This window comes from Ruegeria sp. CDSC054, assembly GCF_059610645.1.
The window spans coordinates 255,260-273,456 of sequence record NZ_JBXWOA010000003.1; the positions used below are offsets into that span (position 1 = coordinate 255,260).

The window sequence follows — 18,197 nt, forward strand, 5'->3', positions numbered from 1 at the left end:
AATCAGGCGCTTTTGAACTTGTTGACGAACTCGGTCCGAGTTTCGGCATACCACGGAGCCTCAGCAGGCCATGGGTTCAGGTTTGCCAGTGAGTCGCCCGGATAGGCCTCGGCGAAGTTCTTCTTGTAGGTGTCGCCCGCATATTGGTCGGCACCCAGAACTGGCGAGTTGTAGCCGTGGCTATCGATGGCGACACCAGCAGGCTTGGCCTGATAGGCAAAATCGATGAAGGCATAAACCTGGTCGATGTTCTGCGCACCGGTCGGCATCGACAAACCGTCGACCCATGCCATCGCACCTTCGACCGGAGCCTGATAGTGCACCGGCTCACCAGCTGATTTCAGCGCCAGCGGCGGACCATCCCAAGTCTGGCCGACAATAACGCCTTCGTTCAACAGGCCGTTTTTCTGGGTGTCAGCGTCGTTCCAGATCAGCTTGATCCGGTTCTTCCGCTCGACGCACCAGTCGGTGATCTGACCCCAGACCTTGCGCATGGTGTCTTCGTCGCCGTACGCGGCCCAGACAGAGCCAGGCTCCATCTCTCCGGAGGCTTCCATATACAGACCCGCGCCCAGCATCATCGAGTGTGCGCGACCCATGGTCTTACCTGCGTTTGCTTCGGACCAGACGTCCCCATAGGACGGGGCGTCGCCCTCGGGCAGCCACAGGTCGGTGCGGTAGGCAATGCCCTCGGTACCCCAGATATGCGGCAGCCAGTGCACGCCGCTGTCAGCAAAGTTCCAGGCGTCGGTGCCGATCTGCGCCATCGCAGGGTTCACCAGATCAATCGGAACCTTGTTCATGTCGAAGGGCTGCAACAGTTCCAGCGGCCCCCACTGCAGCGAGCGGTTGTTCGTCGGCGATACGATGTCAAAGCCTTGGCCTTTGGTGGCCTTCATCTTGTTGATGATTTCTTCGTTCGACCCGATACCGGTATAGTTCACCTTGATTCCGGTCAGAGTTTCAAACTCTTGCAGGAATGCGGGCGGCAGATAGTCCGACCACATCAAAATGTTGATTTCACCCGAAGATGCCAGCGCGCTTTTGCTGTAAAGCGGTGCTGCCAGTGCTGCTGCGCCCGCGCCTTTCAGGACCGAGCGTCTGGAAACGGTTTTCCGTTCAGCCATATTTTTAGTTCTCCCGTTATTGGACTGTGTTGTTTTGTTATTATGGGTGCCACGCTAGAACTTTGCGGGGGCATTGTCAGGCCAAAAGTGACGGATTGGGAATTTCGCATGTCCAGATTGCGATTTAATCTAGCAAATATGGCTAGTTACCCCCTAGGACCGCAGTCACATATTGAGACCGAAGTAGCCTATTTCTGCAACGTTTCTTAAGAAATTGACACAGTTGCCCGTCCGGCTCGGGACCAGATTTTGGGCCGCAATCAAATAGGGGAAAAGCGGGTTCTGTTATGCCAGGCCGAAAGAAATCACGCCAAAAACAGTCGTAAACAGCATGCTTTTGGCAACGCACACAGATCCCGGGACTTGCTGCCGTGGGGCCCAGACAACGTTCCAAGCCGTATGAAAAGGGACATTCGCGTACTGCATAGCACCCTTCGATCCATCAGGTATGGGTTACAGTTATTTTCTCATAGACAGACCTTGGTGAAAAAGGTGAACCTTGCCCGGATCTGCCGAAACGGCAACCGTTTGACCCCGCATGTTTTTTTGGACGCCCGGCAGTTTTGCGATTGTGGCGTCCTCCCCGTCTTTTGCCGCAAAATACAACAGCGTGACCTCGCCAAGGGCTTCGGTAAAGTCCACAATCCCTTCCATAATCGGATTGCTTTCAACGGGGTGAAAGTCTTCGGGACGCACTCCGATATTCACCTGTTTACCCTCGTCAGCTGCATCGGTTGGGATGCTGGTCACCGCGGTCCCACCACCATCCAGTTTTACGACGGTGCGCTCACCAGTCTGCGTGATGACCCCCGGCAAAAGGTTCATTGCAGGTGAGCCAATAAATTGCGCGACAAACTCATTGTCAGGCGTTTCATACAGTTCGAGAGGGGTGCCAACCTGTGCGATCCCCTTGTTGGCCAGGACGACAATCCGGGTGGCCAATGTCATCGCCTCGACCTGATCGTGGGTGACATAGACCATCGTGCTGTCGGGCATCGCCTCTTTCAGGCGTGCGATTTCGATGCGAGTCGCGACGCGAAGCGCCGCATCAAGATTGGAAAGAGGCTCATCAAACAGATAGACTTTGGGGTCACGCACGATCGCCCGGCCGATTGCAACCCGTTGCCGCTGACCACCGGAAAGGGCCTTGGGAAGTCGGTCCAGAAACGGTTCCAACTGTAGGATACGAGCTGCGCGGTCAACTGCTGCGTCGACCTCGTCCGATGGCATTTTGGCAATTTTCAATGCAAAGGCCATATTCTCGCGCACTGTCATGTGCGGATACAGGGCATAGCTTTGGAAAACCATCGCAATGCCCCGTTGCGCGGGCGGCACATCGTTCATCACCTGGCCTTCGATCTCAAGCGTTCCGCCAGTGATCTTTTCTAGCCCCGCAATCATACGCAGCAACGTGGATTTACCGCAACCCGAAGGCCCGACAAATACAATCAATTCACCGCGTTCGATGTCGAGGTTAATGTTCTTTAAGACATCGACATTGCCATACGTTTTGGCAACATCCGTGAGATTGAGTTCAGACATAACTTACCCCTGCACCCGAGCCATCAAACAGAATTGGGCCGCACCGAGGGTGATGGTCCCCGCCCCTCCGACGCCGCCCAACTCTTGCCCGATTGCCTGCCAGTTACCGTCGGGCAGTGTGATTTCCGCGCTGTCAGATCCCAAATTGAATGCGCAGAATATCTGTTGGGCATTGTCCTCTCGCAAGAAGGTCAGGATCGGTCCAGACTGCGCCATCTCGCGCTGCTGGCCAGACATCAATGCGGAATGCGCGTGGCGCAACGCGATGGCACGGCGATAATGGTGCAACGTCGAATTTGGCTCTTGCTCTAACCGGTCAACCGCACGCTCGGCCTGCGTTTGGCTGACGGGCAACCAGGGGGCTCCAGTACTGAACCCAGACTGTTCGTCCTGCGCAGCCCAAACCATCGGAGTGCGGCAGCCATCACGGCCCTTGAACTCCGGCCAGAATTCTATGCCGTAAGGGTCCTGCAGATGTTCAAATGGAACATCCGCCTCGGGCAGGCCAAGTTCTTCGCCTTGGTACAAGCATGCTGACCCACGCAGGCACATCATCAGCACTGCATGTTGACGGATGGCTGCGTCGTCCAGCCCCCACCGCGACGCGTGGCGCTGAACATCGTGGTTCGAGAAAGCCCAGCAAGGCCATGCATCGCCAGCCTTTTCTTCCAACTGATCAAACACCTGCTTGGCGTACGCGGCGCTCAAAGCGCGTTTTTCGAGAAACTCAAAAGCATAACACATATGCATGCGCTTATCGCCACTGGTATACTCACCCATGATCTCAAGACCGCGCTGAGCGTCGCCAACCTCGCCCAAACAAGCACGGCCTTCGTATTCGTCCGTTAGTGCACGCAACCGCTCGAGGAAGGCGATGTTTTCCGGCTGGCTTTTGGAATGAAGGTGATCCTGATGGTTATAGGGGTTCACCATCGGCGCGATCGAGGCATTGCGCTGATCCATCGGCAGGCTAGGATTGTCGCGCAGTTGTTTGTCATGGAAGTAGAAGTTGATCGTGTCCAGACGGAAACCATCCACGCCCAAGTCCAGCCAGAACCGTGCAACATCCAGCAATGCATCCTGCACGTCCGGGCAATGGAAGTTCAGATCCGGCTGCGACGTCAGGAAGTTGTGCAGATAATATTGTAGGCGTCGGGAATCCCACTGCCATGCGGACCCACCAAAAATCGACAGCCAGTTGTTTGGCGGCGTGCCGTCGGGCTTGGGATCAGCCCAAACATACCAGTCGGACTTAGCATTTCCGCGATTGGATCGGCTCTCCTTGAACCAAAGGTGCTGATCAGACGTGTGCGACAGCACGAGGTCGATCATCACCTTCAGCCCAACTGAATGCGCCTGATCCAAGAGATACTCAAAGTCCTCCATGGTGCCAAACATCGGATCAACATCACGATAGTCGCTGACATCGTATCCAAAATCCTTCATCGGCGATTTGAAAAATGGCGAGATCCAGATGGCATCGACGCCAAGCGAAGCGATGTAACCAAGCCTTTGGGTGATACCCCTGAGATCTCCAATTCCATCGCCGTTGCTGTCTTGAAAGCTGCGCGGATAGATCTGGTATATCACTCCGCCCCGCCACCAATCGGCGGACGCTTTGGTTGCTTTATGTAGTTCTACGGTGTTCTGCACGTTCATCAGACGCCTCTACTTGACGGACCCGGCCAACAGACCGCGGACCAGATATTTTTGCATTGCGAAGAAAACAATCAGCGGGACAATGATCGAAACAAAGGCCGCTGTGGCAAGGATTTCCCAATTCCCACCGCGCGTGCCTAAAAGCTCGACGATGCGGTTGGTCATGACGGTGGTCTGTCCGGATGCGTCGATCAGGAACACCTTAGCGACCAGCAAGTCATTCCACGTCCAGAGAAACTGGAAGATCGCAAAAGACGCCAGCGCTGGAAAGCTGAGCGGCAAGATCAATTTGGTAAAAATCTGAAACTCGGTCGCGCCATCGACCCGCGCGTTTTCGATCAGGTCGCGGGGCAGGCCGGCCATGTAGTTACGCAGAAGATAGATCGCCAGCGGCAACCCGAACCCGGTATGCGCCATCCAAACCCCCAGATATCCTTTGCCAATCCCGATATTCAGGTGGAATTTCAGCAACGGGATCAGGGCCAGTTGCAGCGGGACAACAAGCAGGCCAACGACAGCCGCAATAAGCAACGCGCGCCCGGGGAAATCCATCCAGGCCAGCGCGTAGGCTGCAAAAGCCGCCACGAGAATCGGAATGATCGTTGCCGGTATCGTCACGGTCAACGTGTTGAAAAATGCGCGTCCCATACTGTCGGTGCTGTCTTCTGCCAGAAGAACCTTGTGATAATTGTCTAAGGTAAACTCAGGCGGCAATTCTGCAGTTACAAAAACACGCGATCCGCGGCTGCCGGTGAACTCGCCCGGGTTCTCCATGCGGTAATTCCCTGCGGCATCTACGGTGATTGTGCCGCCCTTTCGCAGCTCAGCTGTTTCGCCGGGGGCAAAGGCATCAATCGCGCGAGAGCTGATCCCCCATTTTGAGATTGTCGCTTTAGTTCCTTCATCAAACAGATTGCCTTCGATCACGTAGATCCCGTTTTCCAGAACCTGGGTTTCCGGGGCCGCGCTGCGCAGGGTCAGGTTTTGTTCGGACGGGAATAGCGACCGCCACCAACCGCTGGTTGCGATTTGATCCGCTGTCCGAAAAGACGAGATCAAAAGGCCCAGAGTTGGCACGACCCACAGCACCACCAGAAAGAGGACCGAGGCATGGACGACCCAGCGAAGGGCGGGTTTGGTTCCTGCGATTTCGCTCATGACCCTACTCCATCTCTTTCCGCGCATTGCGCACATTCCAGACAAGGATCGGAGCCACTAAGAGCATGATCACCATGGCCGAAGCCGACCCGACGCCCCAGTCGTTGGCGCGGAACAGCTTGTCATACATGTAGTTGGCCAAGACCTGCGTTTCCCACTGGCCATTGGTCATTGCAAAAACGATGTCAAAGACCTTGAGGACGGTGATCGTAATCGTGGTCCAGACGACAAGGATAGTGGTTTTGATCTGCGGCACCTTGATCCGAAAGAATATCTGAAACGGATTGGCCCCATCAAGAATTGCGGCCTCAATCGTTTCCTCGGGGATTCCGCGCAGAGCGGCCGATAGGATAACCATGGCAAAACCGGTTTGGATCCAGATGAGGACAACCATCAGCAAAAAGCTGTTCCAGAACGGTATCGTCAGCCACGTCTGCGGCTCGGTTCCGCCAAAGAAAATATAGAGCGCATTGAGCATGCCAATCTGATCTTGTTCAGCCGGACGAGTGTCATAGACCAGCTTCCAGATAACCGATGCCCCCACGAACGAGATCGCCATTGGCATAAAGATCAGCGACTTGGCGAGATTGCCCCAACGAATGCGGTCAGTCAGCTGTGCCACCAACAGGCCAAAGGCCGTCGACATTGCTGGCACAATGATCAGCCAGAACATGTTGTTGCGCATCGCTTCCCAAAACTTGGGCTCCTTGGCCATCTGGATATAGTTGTCCAGCCCGACCCATTTGTAGCCGCCGCCCGGGACACGATCAGTCAGTGACAGGCGCAGGGTTTCGACAACCGGATAGGCCAGATACAAGCCCAAAGCAGCCAGCGCTGGGAACAGAAACAACCAAGGCCGGATCATGTTCGCGCGGTTGATATTGCGGCCAGCATTCGGCCCCCGAGGCGGGAAAAGAACTCTGTCCAGAAACTGATTGGATAGATAGAAATAGCCCACGCAACCTGACACGCCGATGGCGATGGTCAGCAGGCCTTGAAATGCCGGGTGCATGCCGCTCTCCCTTGCGACGATGGGTTCGGGCAACCCGACAGAGCGGGTTGCCCAATCTCAGACGCTTTAGTCCAGCGCGTCCCATGAGGACTGGATTTCGTCGGCGACGTCCTGGGCAGGTGTTCCGCCCGTATAGTCGACCATTCCAGTCCAGAAGGTGCCTGCACCCACGCCGCCCGGCATCAGGTCGGAACCGTCAAACCGGAAGGTGGTGGCCCCCAGAAGAATGTCGTTCATCTTCTTCAGCGTTGGGTCTGAGAAGACCGAGGTATCGACGCCTTTGTGCGGCGTCAGGAACCCGGTCAGAGCCATCCAGGCTTCATGCGCCTCGGGCGTTTCCAGGTATTTCATCAGCGCATGCGCGCCCGGGCTGTCATTGGTAATGGCCCAAACTGTGCCGGCCCCAAGGACCGGGCTGCCGAGGTCTTTGCCTTCATAGGCCGGGAAGTAGAAGAAGTCAGCATCCTCGCCCACAACCGTACCTTCGGGGAAGAAGGCGGGAATGAACGAGGCCTGACGGTGCATGTAACACTGCGGAGGCGAGCTGAACATACCCTTCGGGCTGTCGCGGAAGTCAGTTGTCGCGACCGCACCGGCTCCGCCGGCCACGTAATCATCGTTGCGCGCAAACGCTCCGAATTCTTCAATCGCGGCGACAACCTTAGGATCGTTAAATTTCAATTCGTTGGCGACCCAGGCGTCATAATCTTCGGGCGGCAACGTGCGCAGCATCATGTCTTCAACCCAGTCAGTCGCTGGCCAACCGGTCGCTCCGCCGGACCCCAGCCCGATGCACCATGGCGTTTCACCATCTGCAACGATCTGATCGGTCAGCGCCTTCAGTTCTTCCATTGTGGTCGGGATTTCATAGCCGGCGTCTTCGAAGTTCTCCGGCACAAACCAAACCAGCGATTTCACGTCGACCTTGTAGAAAAACCCATACAGATGGTCCTGCCCGTCCGGGCCCTGATAGGTTCCCAGATCCACCCACGACTGGCCGGCCGCATAGTTGTCGCGAATCCAATCCGCAGTTCCTTCACTCAGGGGCGTCAGGAATCCCGCCTTGGCCATATCTGATGCCAGACCGGGTTGGGGAAACACTGCTACGTTGGGCGCCGATCCGGCTTCGGCATCAATTCTGATCTGCTGCTCAAAGCTGTCCGAGCCGACATAGCTGTACTCATGCCCGGTCGCTGCGGCAAAGCCGTCCAAAACCTTTTCGACATTTTCCTGATCAGGCCCCAGCCACGGGCCGAACACGGTGACCTTGTCGGCATACGCTGCGCCCGCCATCAGGGCGAACGTGGCCGCGCCCGCATAAAGCGAGTGTTTCATGAAGTTTCCTCCCAACTTTGCTCGCGCTTTTGAGACTCTTTTTCAAAGCGCTTTGGATGACGCACTTTATCCGCTAACATTCAAATTTTGTCAATAATCTGTTTACTGATGCCCATATTATAAATATTCAGGGCAGTGTCAGCAAGATGTGACAGTCGGGCGGGAAGCGCCTGCAAATCTGCAAATGATCAAATTTGAAGGCGCTTTGAGGCGAAGATGAATCTAAAGCAGCTCTCAGAAATCCTTGGTTTATCTCAAACCACTGTCAGCCGCGCGCTGAATGGCTACCCCGAGGTGAACGAGGACACGCGCCTGCGCGTCCAAGCCGCCGCTGCCAAGCATGGCTACCGGCCGAACAGCCGGGCCAAGGGATTGGCAACAGGCCGCTCGATGGTGATTGGGCACGTGATTCCCTCCTCATCCCAGCATGAAATGGTAAACCCGATTTTTGGTGATTTTGTCGCCGGTGCTGCACGCAAGTATTCGGATCATGGATATGACATGATGTTCACAAATGCAGATGACACCTCGATCGAGGAAGCCTATCGCAGTCTTTTCCAGCGTGGCGCGGTCGATGGTATTGTTTTGCAAGGCCCCAAAGTCAACGAACACCGGATCGAGGTCCTGACCAGAATGGGCGTGCCCTTTATCGTTCATGGCAGATCGACCGGGGTGGACGTGCCCTATGACTGGATCGACGTGAACAACAAAAGTTCGTTCCTGCGCGCCACCCGGTTTCTGATTGATCTGGGGCATCGCCGCATTGCCCTGATCAACGGGCTTGAGGATATGGATTTCGCTCAACGTCGCCGCGACGGATATCTTGAAGCCCTGCATGAGTCAGGCCTGTCCCCCGACCCGGAATTGATGCGCAGCGCCGAGATGACCGAGGTTTATGGCCACCATGAAACCCGCGACATGCTTCGTCTGGATGACCCTCCTACGGCCATCCTGACAGCCTCTATGATTTCCGCTATCGGAGTGCGTCGCGCGCTCAACGAAGCGGGGTTGAAGATGGGCAAGGATGTCTCGGTTATCGCCCATGACGACGACTTATCTTACCTCAAGAACGGTCAGGACGTACCGATTTTCACCGCTACAAGATCGTCTGTACGTAGGGCCGGAGAAATGGCGGCTGAAATGCTGATCGAACGCATCAAATCTCCGGAAGACCCGGTGAAAACTAGATTGCTGGAGGCCGAACTGGTAGTTGGCGGCTCAACCGGCCCCGCCCCAAACAGGTTCTGAAAAATGAAATATACACGCTCGGACTTCCCCAAAGATTTTCTCTTTGGTGTCGCAACCTCGGCTTATCAAATAGAAGGCCACGCACAGGGTGGCGCGGGGAAAACCCATTGGGATAGCTTTGCCGCTTCACCCGGAAACGTGGTGCGAAACGAGAATGGAGATCTGGCCTGTGACCACCTGAACCGTTTTCCACAGGATTTCGATCTGGTGCGGGACGCGGGTTTTGATTGCTACCGGTTCTCGACAAGCTGGGCGCGCGTTTTGCCTGAAGGGCGTGGCCCGGTAAATCAGGCAGGTCTAGATTATTACGACCGACTTGCCGACGCCTTGTTGGAACGCGGCATTCGGCCCTGTGCGACCCTTTATCATTGGGAATTGCCTTCTCCGCTTGCTGATCTGGGCGGCTGGCGTAACCGGGATATCGCAAGCTGGTTTGCCGACTTTGCCGAGGTCATCATGGGCCGCATCGGCGACCGCATGTACAGTGTAGCGCCAATCAATGAGCCGTGGTGTGTCAGCTGGCTGAGCCATTTTGAAGGACATCACGCGCCTGGAATGCGCGACATCCGCGCCACGGCTCGCGCGATGCACCATGTTCTGCTGGCTCATGGCCGCGCCATTGAGGCGATGCGTGGCCTCGGCATGTCCAACCTTGGCGCTGTGTTCAATCTGGAATGGGCCGAGCCCGCTGATGACAGCCCTGATTCGGGTAAGGCTGCGGACCTTTATGACGGGATATACAACCGGTTTTTCCTAGGTGGTGTGTTCAAAAAAGCCTATCCGCAAAACGTTCTAGACGGGTTGGAACCTCATCTTCCATCCGGCTGGCAAGACGACTTTGACACCATTGGTGCACCCGTCGATTGGTGCGGTCTGAACTACTATACCCGCAAACTGATCGCGCCTGCCGATACCGCATGGCCAAGCCTGGAAGAAGTACCCGGCCCGCTTCCCAAAACACAGATGGGGTGGGAGATTGAACCCGATGCCCTGACGCGCTTTCTGACCCGTACGGTGCGCGATTATACCGGCGACTTGCCGATTTTTGTCACCGAAAACGGCATGGCGAGCCCGGAACGAAAGCAAGATGACGATCGCATTGACTACCTCAACCAGCACTTTGGCGCTGTTCAAAAAGCGCTGAACGAAGGCGTTCCGGTCAAAGGCTATTTCGTCTGGTCGCTGCTGGACAACTACGAATGGTCTTTTGGTTATGAAAAACGGTTCGGGTTGGTCGATGTCGATTTCGATACGCTCGAACGGACGCCCAAAGCCTCTTACAAGGCGTTAAAATCCGCGTTATCCGGTGGGTCTGTTTCCCTGCCAATGGCTCAACCTGCCGGAACCATGCATGAGCATTGGAATCTTGTTGCGGATATTGGCGGCACAAACACACGACTGGGTGTCATCTCGAACGGAGAGCTGACTGACCTTCGGAAACACCCAACCGGGTCGTTGCCAGAGCTTCTGGATGCGTTTCACAGCCTGCGCGACGAGATTGGCACCGATCCACGCGCCGTCGTCGCGGCCGGAGCAGGTCCGGTCAAAGACGGGATAATCCGCCTGACAAATGCGCATCTTGATTTGTCCGAACGCGACATCAGCAAGGCAACCGGCGCGCAGCATACCTTTGTTATCAACGACTTCACCGCTGCTGCCTGGTCGGTCGCCGAAATCACCGGTGACCATGTCGAGGTCCTGCAAGGGGCTGAGACACCACCGGCCGGAACGCGGCTGGTTGTGGGCCCCGGCACTGGCCTTGGCGTCGGCGCATTGCTGTATTCCCAAGGGCGATACCATACCGCGTCGGGTGAAGGAGGCCATATCGGGCTATCCCCACGCCACGAGGATGAGGTCGAAGTCTTCAAAGCGGCACGCCATATCGCGCCCGAATGCTTCTTTGATGACAGCCTAGTGCTCGAAGCGGAAATGTTCCTCAGCGGAACCGGCCTTCCCATTCTGTACCAAGCCGCCAGCATGGCCGCTGGACAGACCGATGCTCCAAGGCGCAGCGCCAAGGATATACTGCAGGACGCGCTGGCGGAATCCGACCCGATTGCGGTCAAAACTGCGCATATGTTCAAAACCCACCTTGGGGCTATTATGGGCGATCTGGCTGTCGCCTACATGCCGACAGGAGGTGTTTTCCTTGTGGGTGGCGTCGCCGAGAAAAACCGGTGGCTGTTCAAGGATGCGTTCCGGGATGCCTTTAACGCCGGTGGGCGGTTCAGTGACTTGCGGCGTTCAATGAACCTGTATGTGTCCGAGCAGGATGAATTTGGCATTGTTGGCGCTAACAATTTCTGTAAAAGTGCGCTCGCGCGGTAAACTGGCCGCCTGAACCTGTTACAGAAAGGACCACGGCATGATTTTGTGCTGCGGTGAAGCCCTGATCGACATGATCGCCGAGCCGACCGTCTCTGGTTCGCGCGGTTTCGTGCCCCATTCCGGTGGTGCTGTCTTCAACACAGCCATTGCTTTGGGTCGGCTGGGCGCGCCGGCGGGTCTGTTGACAGGCTTATCGACAGATATGTTCGGACAGCAACTGGCAGACGCGCTGCAAGCCAGCCATGTGGAGGCAAGCCATGTGATCCAATCGGATCGCCCCACGACACTGGCCTTTGTGCAGCTAGTGGACGGCCATGCCACCTACAGCTTTGTCGACGAAAACTCGGCTGGGCGCATGTTGATGCCTGAGGACATGCCAAAACAGCTGCCTGCTGTATCCGCTTTGTATTTTGGTGGGATCAGCCTGGCATGTGAGCCGTGCGCGGACGCCTACGCGGCCCTGCTGGAACGTCACGGATCAGATAGGGCGGTCATGCTGGACCCAAACATCCGACCCGGGTTTATTAAGGATCAATTACGGTATCGTACGCGATTGAACCGTATGATCGCTCAATCTGATATCGTGAAAGTCTCGGACGAAGATCTGGACTGGATCGTTCCAGGGCCTGAAACACTGGCCGAGAAAGTCCCACTACTCCTGCAAGCAGGACCTTCCGTGGTTATCGTAACACGCGGCAGTGATGGGGCGTCGGGATATCTGGCGGACGGGTCCGAAACTTCGGTGCCTGTCAAAGCGGTCGAGGTGGTCGATACGGTGGGTGCTGGTGACACGTTCAACGCTGGCGTTCTGGCTGAGTTGGACCGTGCAGGTCGATTGACCAAGGCCAATCTCCGGACGTTAGGCCCAGACGTCTTGCGCGCGGCGTTGGCCAAAGGTGCAGACGTCGCCGCCATCACCGTTTCCCGCGCCGGCGCAAACCCGCCCTGGGCGCATGAACTTTGACCCCCTAAGGGACCGAGATGAAAAGATCAGATATCAACGACATCAAAACCGAAGCCGAGGCCTTCATTCGCTCGTTCGGGGCCGTCTTGCCCCCCTTTGCGAACTGGTCGCCGGAACAAATGCGCAGCGCACAGGCACAAGGCATCCGTGACCGCGGGCTTGGGTGGGACATCACCGATTACGGCCAAGGCCGGTTTGATGAGCTTGGCCTGTTCCTATTTACCCTGCGCAATGGCGATGTGCAGGATCTGAAAAAAGGTCGCGGGATGCTTTACGCAGAAAAGCTCTTGGTTTCTCGGGACAAACAACTGTCGCCAATGCATCGCCACATCATCAAGGCCGAAGACATCATCAACCGGGGCGGCGGTGATCTGGTCATGGAGATTTATGCCTCGGACCCGGACGGCGGTATAGATCGGGATAACCCGGTGGTTGTTCCCAGTGACAACTGCCCTGTCACCATCCAACCTGGTGAGTTGCTGCGGCTGAAACCCGGTCAGAGCGTAACCCTGATGCCGGGTATCTGGCATGCATTTTGGGCGGAACAGGGCGACTGCCTGATTGGCGAGGTGTCAACTGTCAACGATGACCGGACCGATAATGTGTTCGAGGATCCCATTCCGCGCTTTGCAACGATTGAAGAAAATGCAAAGCCCGATTTTTTGCTGGTATCGGACTATTGATAAACGGATAGCGCGTGCGCCGGCTTGATCACGCGCCATCCGGGCCGGGTGCTGATCGTAGCATCGGGATAACACCCTTTCCCGAATTCAAAAAATCGAATTAACATGGCCCTCGACAAAGGAAAAAGTCGCGAGCCTGATTTTTGCGCGACCATCGAAGGACCCAAGTGATGGTAACCAAAGCACAGCTAGAAGCCGAAGTCGCAGAGTTGCGGCGTCAGCTGGCCGAACAGTCCAGCGCACGAGAAGGCGTCGCAGATTCGAACAGCGGTAAACAAGCTGATCCACACAAATCGATGACGGACGGAATTGTCGAAAGTTTGGATGAGTGGTCAACGCAATTAGAAGAGGTCATGACTGAGCTTGAGGAGTTTCCACATAAAAGGCCGATCCTATTCGCCCTTGGGATTTTCACGCTTGGCTATCTTCTGGGCCGTTCCCGGTAGGAGTCTGAATTATGAGCCGTATTTCACGTAACATTTCGATCATCCTGCGCGCTGAACGGTTGATTGCACAACGGCAACTGGCCGTCGCGGCAAAGCGCACGGGTTTTTATGCCGCTGCCGGGTTGGCCGTTGGGCTGGCGGTTATCATGCTAAACGTCGCCGGGTTCTTTTGGCTGTCCGAGACCATGTCAAAGTCTCTGGCGGCAATCATAGTGGCCGGGGTGAACTTTGTTCTGGCCGTAATCCTCGCATTGGTCGCAAATTCCATGACGGCCGAAACTGATACCTCAGCGGCCGTCGAGTTGCGGGATATGGCGCTGCACGACATTGAGGATGAAGTCCGGGACAATGTCACCGAAGCGCGCAACATGATTGTCGGTCTCAAACGCGATCCGATCGGGATGCTGTCGCCTGACATTATCAGCACGGTTCTTGGCGTCCTACTCAGATACGCGCGGCGTGGAAAAAACAAAACGAATTAGTAGCGATTATGCCATTCTGGCCGCTGCACGCGCGATCACCATCTCTTCGTTTGTGGGAATGGCCAGAATACGCACCCGGCTGAAATCAGTGGACAGAACCGTGGCGTTGTCTGCATTTCGGTTCGGGTCCATATCAATCCCGATCCAGCGCATCCCTTCGCAGACCATCTGTCGGATACGGGCGGCATTTTCACCGATACCTCCGGTAAAGACCAAAGCGTCGATGCCTTCCAGCGCAGCAGACAAGGCACCCAGTTCCCGACGGATGCGGAAGACGTAATACTCAATCGCTTTGCGCGCATCCGGAGTGTCAGCAGCCAACAGGGTGCGCATGTCTGAGGACATGCCGGACAGACCAAGCAAGCCAGACTTTCGATAAAGAAGCTCGGCGATTTCGTCTGCCTCCATCCCTTCTTGCTGCATCATGTAAAGCACGACCCCCGGGTCCAATTGCCCGCTGCGGGTGCCCATGGGCAGACCGTCGAGCGCCGAAAACCCCATGGTTGAGGCCACGGCCCGACCGCCCGACACCGCACACATCGACGCGCCATTTCCCAGGTGCGCAATGACGACGCGGCCGTCGTACAAGCCCGGCGCAATTTCTTTAAGCTTTTGCGAGACATAGTCGTAGCTCAGCCCGTGAAACCCGTATCTGCGCACACCCTTCTCGTAAAAACGTTGCGGAAGGGCGAAAGTATCATTCACCCAAGGATGCGTCCGGTGAAACGCGGTATCGAAGCACGCAATCTGGGTGGTACCCGGAAAGGCTGCCGCGGCCGCCTTGATACCCGCAAGGCTGTAGGGTTGGTGCAAAGGCGCGAAGGGAATGAAACCGCTTAGCGTATCAAAGACGTGCTCGTCCACCACGACAGGTTCCGAATAGACTGGTCCGCCGTGAACGACGCGGTGGCCCACGGCCCGGACGTGAATGTCCGGCAGGTATTCGCGGGTAAGTTCAAGAAACGCATTGATGGCCTCGTCATGTGTTTTGGCTCCAGACAACTGACGGTCGACAGACCGCCCCCCTGCTGATTGGGCCAACAAGCGTGGTGCATCCCCCAACCGCTCGATCTGACCGCGCCAGCGCATACTGGGACGTCGGTCCTCGACCAGTTCGTAAAGCGCGAATTTCAACGAGGACGACCCGGCATTCAGTGCCAAAACATGTTCAGCCATGGATTTTGCCTTCATTCGCAATTGCATGCAGCGCCGCGACAGCACAAGACGCCAGCCGCGAAGCATCATCATCTGCCCGAGATGTCAGGATAATCGGTGCCGCAGCACCTATCACGACGCCGGCAGCCTCGGCATGCGAGATATATGTCAGCTGTTTGGCTACCATGTTGCCGGCTTCGATATTCGGAACAACCAGAATGTCTGCGACCCCCGCGACCGGTGAGGTGATGCCTTTTGTCCGCGCGGCGTTCAGATCAACCGCATTGTCCATGGCCAAGGGGCCATCGACCAGCCCGCCGGTGATCTGTCCACGCTCGGCCATTTTCGACAACAGCGCCGCATCGACAGACGACGGTAAATGCGGGTTGATGGTCTCAACCGCCGACAAGACGCCAACCTTGGGCATCTCGATGCCAATAGAATGCGCAAGATGGATGGCGTTTTGAACGATATCGGCCTTGGTTTCGAGATCCGGTGCGATATTCACCGCCGCATCGGTAACCATGATGGGCCGGGACATGCCCGGCACGTCCATAACGAACACATGCGACAAGCGTCGCCCGGTCCTCAGGCCGTTTTCGCGGCGAAGAACGGCGCGTAAAAGGACATCTGTGTGCAAGTGACCTTTCATCAGCATCCGGGCCTTGCCTTCGACGACCAGATCGACGGCGCGACGAGCAGCCACATCGTGGCCTTTGGCTTGGATAATTTCAATTCCGGCCAAATCCGCTCCAAGCTGGGCGGCAGCGGCGGTGATTTTGTCCGGGTCGCCCACCAAAATCGGCGTAATGATGCTGTTTTCCAACGCCAGCAACGCCCCGCCCAGCGAATTTGGCTCCTCTGGCGCAACGATCGCTGTGGGCATCGGGTCCAGAGGACGTGCCTTTTCCAACAAAGCGTCGAAGTGCCGGTGACGTTGAACGATCAGTCCCGGCATCTCAACCGAGTCGAAGGTCAAATGCCGCGACGGTGGTGTGACCTGTACGGTACCGCTCAGGATCAATGCGTTATCCCCGACCCGGCGCACCTCGGCGGAACAGGTCAGGTCGCCGTCTTCACGCTTTTCGGTAACAGCCACAAAGGCGGTCAGTTCTTCGCCCGCCATAACCGGAGCATGAAAACTCAGGTCCGCCCGACGTGTTTGCGTACCGGCCCCCGGTAAGATGTTTCCAATGACTGCAGCCACCAGACCCGCGGGCCACAAGGCGGGCGCGACAGCCTCGGGGTGTCCATCTCCATCTCCGTCATAGGCCGCCAGATTCAGCGGGTTGTGGTCACCCGAAGCCGAGGCAAACGCGTACAAGTCGTCCACGGTGCACAATCGGGTGACCTGCGCCTTGTCGCCTACCTTCAGTTGAGAATAGGTTCTGTTTTCTTGAATTTTCATCTCAACCGGCTTTGTTTACGAATGCGTGTTCGTCGTTTTAAACATTGGATGTGCGGCCCTTCCGGAACCAGAACATATCCACCTTTGTCCCTACATTTCTGCGACGCAGCGTAGTCAGATCGTTGGCAAATGACAAATGACCTCTGTGCGTGGGGCGCTGAGTATTATCGCTTGACCCAAAATCGGAACTCGGGCAAGCATCACCCACGATGGTTCCCTATGGTTCGCCAAGGGATGAAAAGGGAATACGGTGAGGTTGCCAACAAGCGCCAAGTCCGTGACTGCCCCCGCAACTGTAAGCGGTGAGCGACGCCAAGTACCCACTGACCCCAAATGGGTCGGGAAGGATGGCCAAGCCACGACCCGCAAGTCAGGAGACCTACCATCCGATGTTCAACCAACCCGGGGCGGGGCGTCCTGGAAGGAGGCTTTATGACACGTCTAAGACGTGATGACATGATTGGCACCTTCTGCCCGCGCTTGGCAACAGGCGGAGTGGGCTATGTCGATCAGTCCTGATCATTTCCTTCTGATTTGCGAGACCTGCGAGGGTTCTGACCGGGCGGATTCATTGCGCGCTGCGCTTGCAAGCAAGCTTCCATCCAGTTTTGACATCCAAAGCGTTTCCTGCATGGCCGGTTGCGGTCATCCCACAACCGTCGGGTTTCAGGCATTCGACAAAGCGCAGTACCTTTTCGGTGACATCCAATCGACTGAGGACGTGGATGCTTTGGCCGAATTTGCACATCAATACCATCGCAGCGCGGATGGGTGGACCAACGCAACGCAGCGCCCGCCTGCCCTTCTTGAAAAGACCCTGGCGCGCCTGCCCCGGCTGAAGCTGGAGACAAGCGCATGACCTGCGGAGCTTTCCTTGAGGCGCGCGGGCTGGAGTATTACGCCCTGAACGGCGACGTACTGCTGCAAAACATCAATTTCGAACTGAGTGAAGGGGCCACTCTGGCAATTGCCGGCCCAAACGGTGCGGGTAAGACAACGCTGCTGAATCTTTTGTGCGGCGGTGAAGAGATTGTGCTGGGGGACGTTTTGGTAAAGGGGCGCAGCCTTCGGCAGCTTTCGGCGATGGACCGCGCCCGAATGATCGCCGTGGTCAGTCAACAGGAATCGCCGGACGGGCGTTTGTTTCTGCGCGACTACGTGGCCCTTGGGCAAATCCCGATCCGCGCCGATCGATCTGCGGCTGAGCACGCCTTGGAATTGGACCGCATCCTGAAGCTTACCGGACTGGTTGCCCTCGCTGACAAGCGGATGGCCGTATTATCCGGGGGGGAACGCCAGCGCGCTCATATCGCAAGGGCGTTAGCGCAGAACCCGTCGCTGCTGTTTTTGGATGAGCCGACGAACCATCTGGACCCGGACGCCAAGGGACGCATGCTGTCGCTGGTGGCTCAGCTGGGCATTACGGTGGTCATGATCGTCCATGATCTGGTCATGATCCCGGAATTCGCGACCCATGTCGCGTTGATGAAATCCACACGCCTGACCGGTTTCGGCCCAGTGCACGAAGTGCTGACACCCGAAAGGGTCCGTGAAACGTTCGGTGTCGATTTTCTTAGCTTTCAGCATGAAGGCCGCATGATCCCGGCACTGGATATCCGAAGAACCACTACCTCAAACTAGGGAAAGTAA

General features: G+C 56.6%; 16 protein-coding genes, 1 pseudogene and 1 riboswitch. Of the genes and pseudogenes, 9 read left to right on the plus strand and 8 right to left on the minus strand.

The genetic code is table 11. From position 1 onward, the window contains the following. Positions 1-2: 2 nt before the first annotated feature. From AC2FGC_RS08995 to AC2FGC_RS09020, 6 genes are all read right to left on the minus strand, one after another. Entirely contained in the window at positions 3-1,127 is a 1,125-nt protein-coding gene (locus tag AC2FGC_RS08995) for an extracellular solute-binding protein (RefSeq protein ID WP_109311092.1), read from the minus strand. 459 nt (positions 1,128-1,586) lie between these two features. Continuing rightward, positions 1,587-2,669, minus strand: coding sequence for an ABC transporter ATP-binding protein (locus tag AC2FGC_RS09000; RefSeq protein WP_496782103.1), 1,083 nt, complete (start codon positions 2,667-2,669; stop codon positions 1,587-1,589). A gap of 3 nt (positions 2,670-2,672) precedes the next feature. After that, complete coding sequence (locus AC2FGC_RS09005; protein WP_496782105.1) at positions 2,673-4,328, minus strand: alpha-glucosidase; 1,656 nt, start codon at positions 4,326-4,328, stop codon at positions 2,673-2,675. 9 nt (positions 4,329-4,337) lie between these two features. After that, positions 4,338-5,486: a carbohydrate ABC transporter permease gene (locus AC2FGC_RS09010; RefSeq protein ID WP_496782107.1), complete on the minus strand. Its 1,149-nt coding sequence runs from the start codon at positions 5,484-5,486 to the stop codon at positions 4,338-4,340. 4 nt (positions 5,487-5,490) lie between these two features. Beyond that, positions 5,491-6,498: a carbohydrate ABC transporter permease gene (locus AC2FGC_RS09015; protein WP_170418733.1), complete on the minus strand. Its 1,008-nt coding sequence runs from the start codon at positions 6,496-6,498 to the stop codon at positions 5,491-5,493. Between the two features lie 66 nt (positions 6,499-6,564). Then, positions 6,565-7,833 carry an ABC transporter substrate-binding protein gene (locus AC2FGC_RS09020; protein WP_058276650.1) on the minus strand — a complete coding sequence of 423 codons (1,269 nt, stop codon included), beginning with the start codon at positions 7,831-7,833 and terminating at the stop codon, positions 6,565-6,567. 216 nt (positions 7,834-8,049) lie between these two features. Between AC2FGC_RS09020 and AC2FGC_RS09025 the strand changes: the two genes are divergently transcribed. The 7 genes and pseudogenes from AC2FGC_RS09025 to AC2FGC_RS09055 all read left to right on the plus strand — a co-directional run bounded on the left by AC2FGC_RS09025 (position 8,050) and on the right by AC2FGC_RS09055 (position 13,984). Next, the gene (locus tag AC2FGC_RS09025) at positions 8,050-9,081 is read left to right on the plus strand and encodes a LacI family DNA-binding transcriptional regulator (protein WP_496782109.1); all 1,032 of its coding nucleotides are present in this window, start codon (positions 8,050-8,052) and stop codon (positions 9,079-9,081) included. A 3-nt stretch (positions 9,082-9,084) separates the two neighbouring features. After that, positions 9,085-10,386 (plus strand): annotated as a pseudogene (locus tag AC2FGC_RS09030) (GH1 family beta-glucosidase); the annotation flags it as partial. A gap of 42 nt (positions 10,387-10,428) precedes the next feature. Further along, complete coding sequence (locus AC2FGC_RS09035) at positions 10,429-11,409, plus strand: glucokinase (protein ID WP_496782195.1); 981 nt, start codon at positions 10,429-10,431, stop codon at positions 11,407-11,409. A gap of 37 nt (positions 11,410-11,446) precedes the next feature. Next, on the plus strand, positions 11,447-12,373 hold the full coding sequence (locus AC2FGC_RS09040; RefSeq protein ID WP_282169576.1) for a carbohydrate kinase family protein: 927 nt from the start codon (positions 11,447-11,449) through the stop codon (positions 12,371-12,373). Positions 12,374-12,390: 17 nt separating this feature from the next. Beyond that, positions 12,391-13,056, plus strand: a complete 666-nt coding sequence (locus AC2FGC_RS09045; RefSeq protein WP_496782111.1) for a D-lyxose/D-mannose family sugar isomerase — start codon at positions 12,391-12,393, stop codon at positions 13,054-13,056. 170 nt (positions 13,057-13,226) lie between these two features. Further along, positions 13,227-13,502: a hypothetical protein gene (locus tag AC2FGC_RS09050; protein ID WP_496782113.1), complete on the plus strand. Its 276-nt coding sequence runs from the start codon at positions 13,227-13,229 to the stop codon at positions 13,500-13,502. A gap of 11 nt (positions 13,503-13,513) precedes the next feature. Continuing rightward, on the plus strand, positions 13,514-13,984 hold the full coding sequence (locus AC2FGC_RS09055) for a phage holin family protein (protein WP_496724766.1): 471 nt from the start codon (positions 13,514-13,516) through the stop codon (positions 13,982-13,984). Between the two features lie 6 nt (positions 13,985-13,990). On the opposite strand, the gene AC2FGC_RS09060 is transcribed toward AC2FGC_RS09055, so the two are convergent. Together AC2FGC_RS09060 and AC2FGC_RS09065 are read right to left on the minus strand one after the other, a co-directional pair. After that, on the minus strand, positions 13,991-15,160 hold the full coding sequence (locus AC2FGC_RS09060; RefSeq protein ID WP_496724768.1) for an acetate/propionate family kinase: 1,170 nt from the start codon (positions 15,158-15,160) through the stop codon (positions 13,991-13,993). After that, positions 15,153-16,547 carry a bifunctional enoyl-CoA hydratase/phosphate acetyltransferase gene (locus AC2FGC_RS09065; RefSeq protein WP_496724770.1) on the minus strand — a complete coding sequence of 465 codons (1,395 nt, stop codon included), beginning with the start codon at positions 16,545-16,547 and terminating at the stop codon, positions 15,153-15,155. Before AC2FGC_RS09065 ends, AC2FGC_RS09060 begins: the two co-directional genes overlap by 8 nt. A gap of 193 nt (positions 16,548-16,740) precedes the next feature. Continuing rightward, positions 16,741-16,948, plus strand: a riboswitch (cobalamin riboswitch). Between the two features lie 101 nt (positions 16,949-17,049). Between AC2FGC_RS09065 and AC2FGC_RS09070 the strand changes: the two genes are divergently transcribed. After that, a complete protein-coding gene (locus tag AC2FGC_RS09070) occupies positions 17,050-17,406 on the plus strand; it encodes a DUF1636 family protein (protein WP_496724772.1) in 357 nt (118 codons plus the stop codon). Then, complete coding sequence (locus tag AC2FGC_RS09075) at positions 17,403-18,188, plus strand: ABC transporter ATP-binding protein (protein WP_496724774.1); 786 nt, start codon at positions 17,403-17,405, stop codon at positions 18,186-18,188. The genes AC2FGC_RS09070 and AC2FGC_RS09075 overlap by 4 nt, the downstream gene beginning before the upstream one ends. The last annotated feature ends 9 nt before the right edge of the window (positions 18,189-18,197 follow it).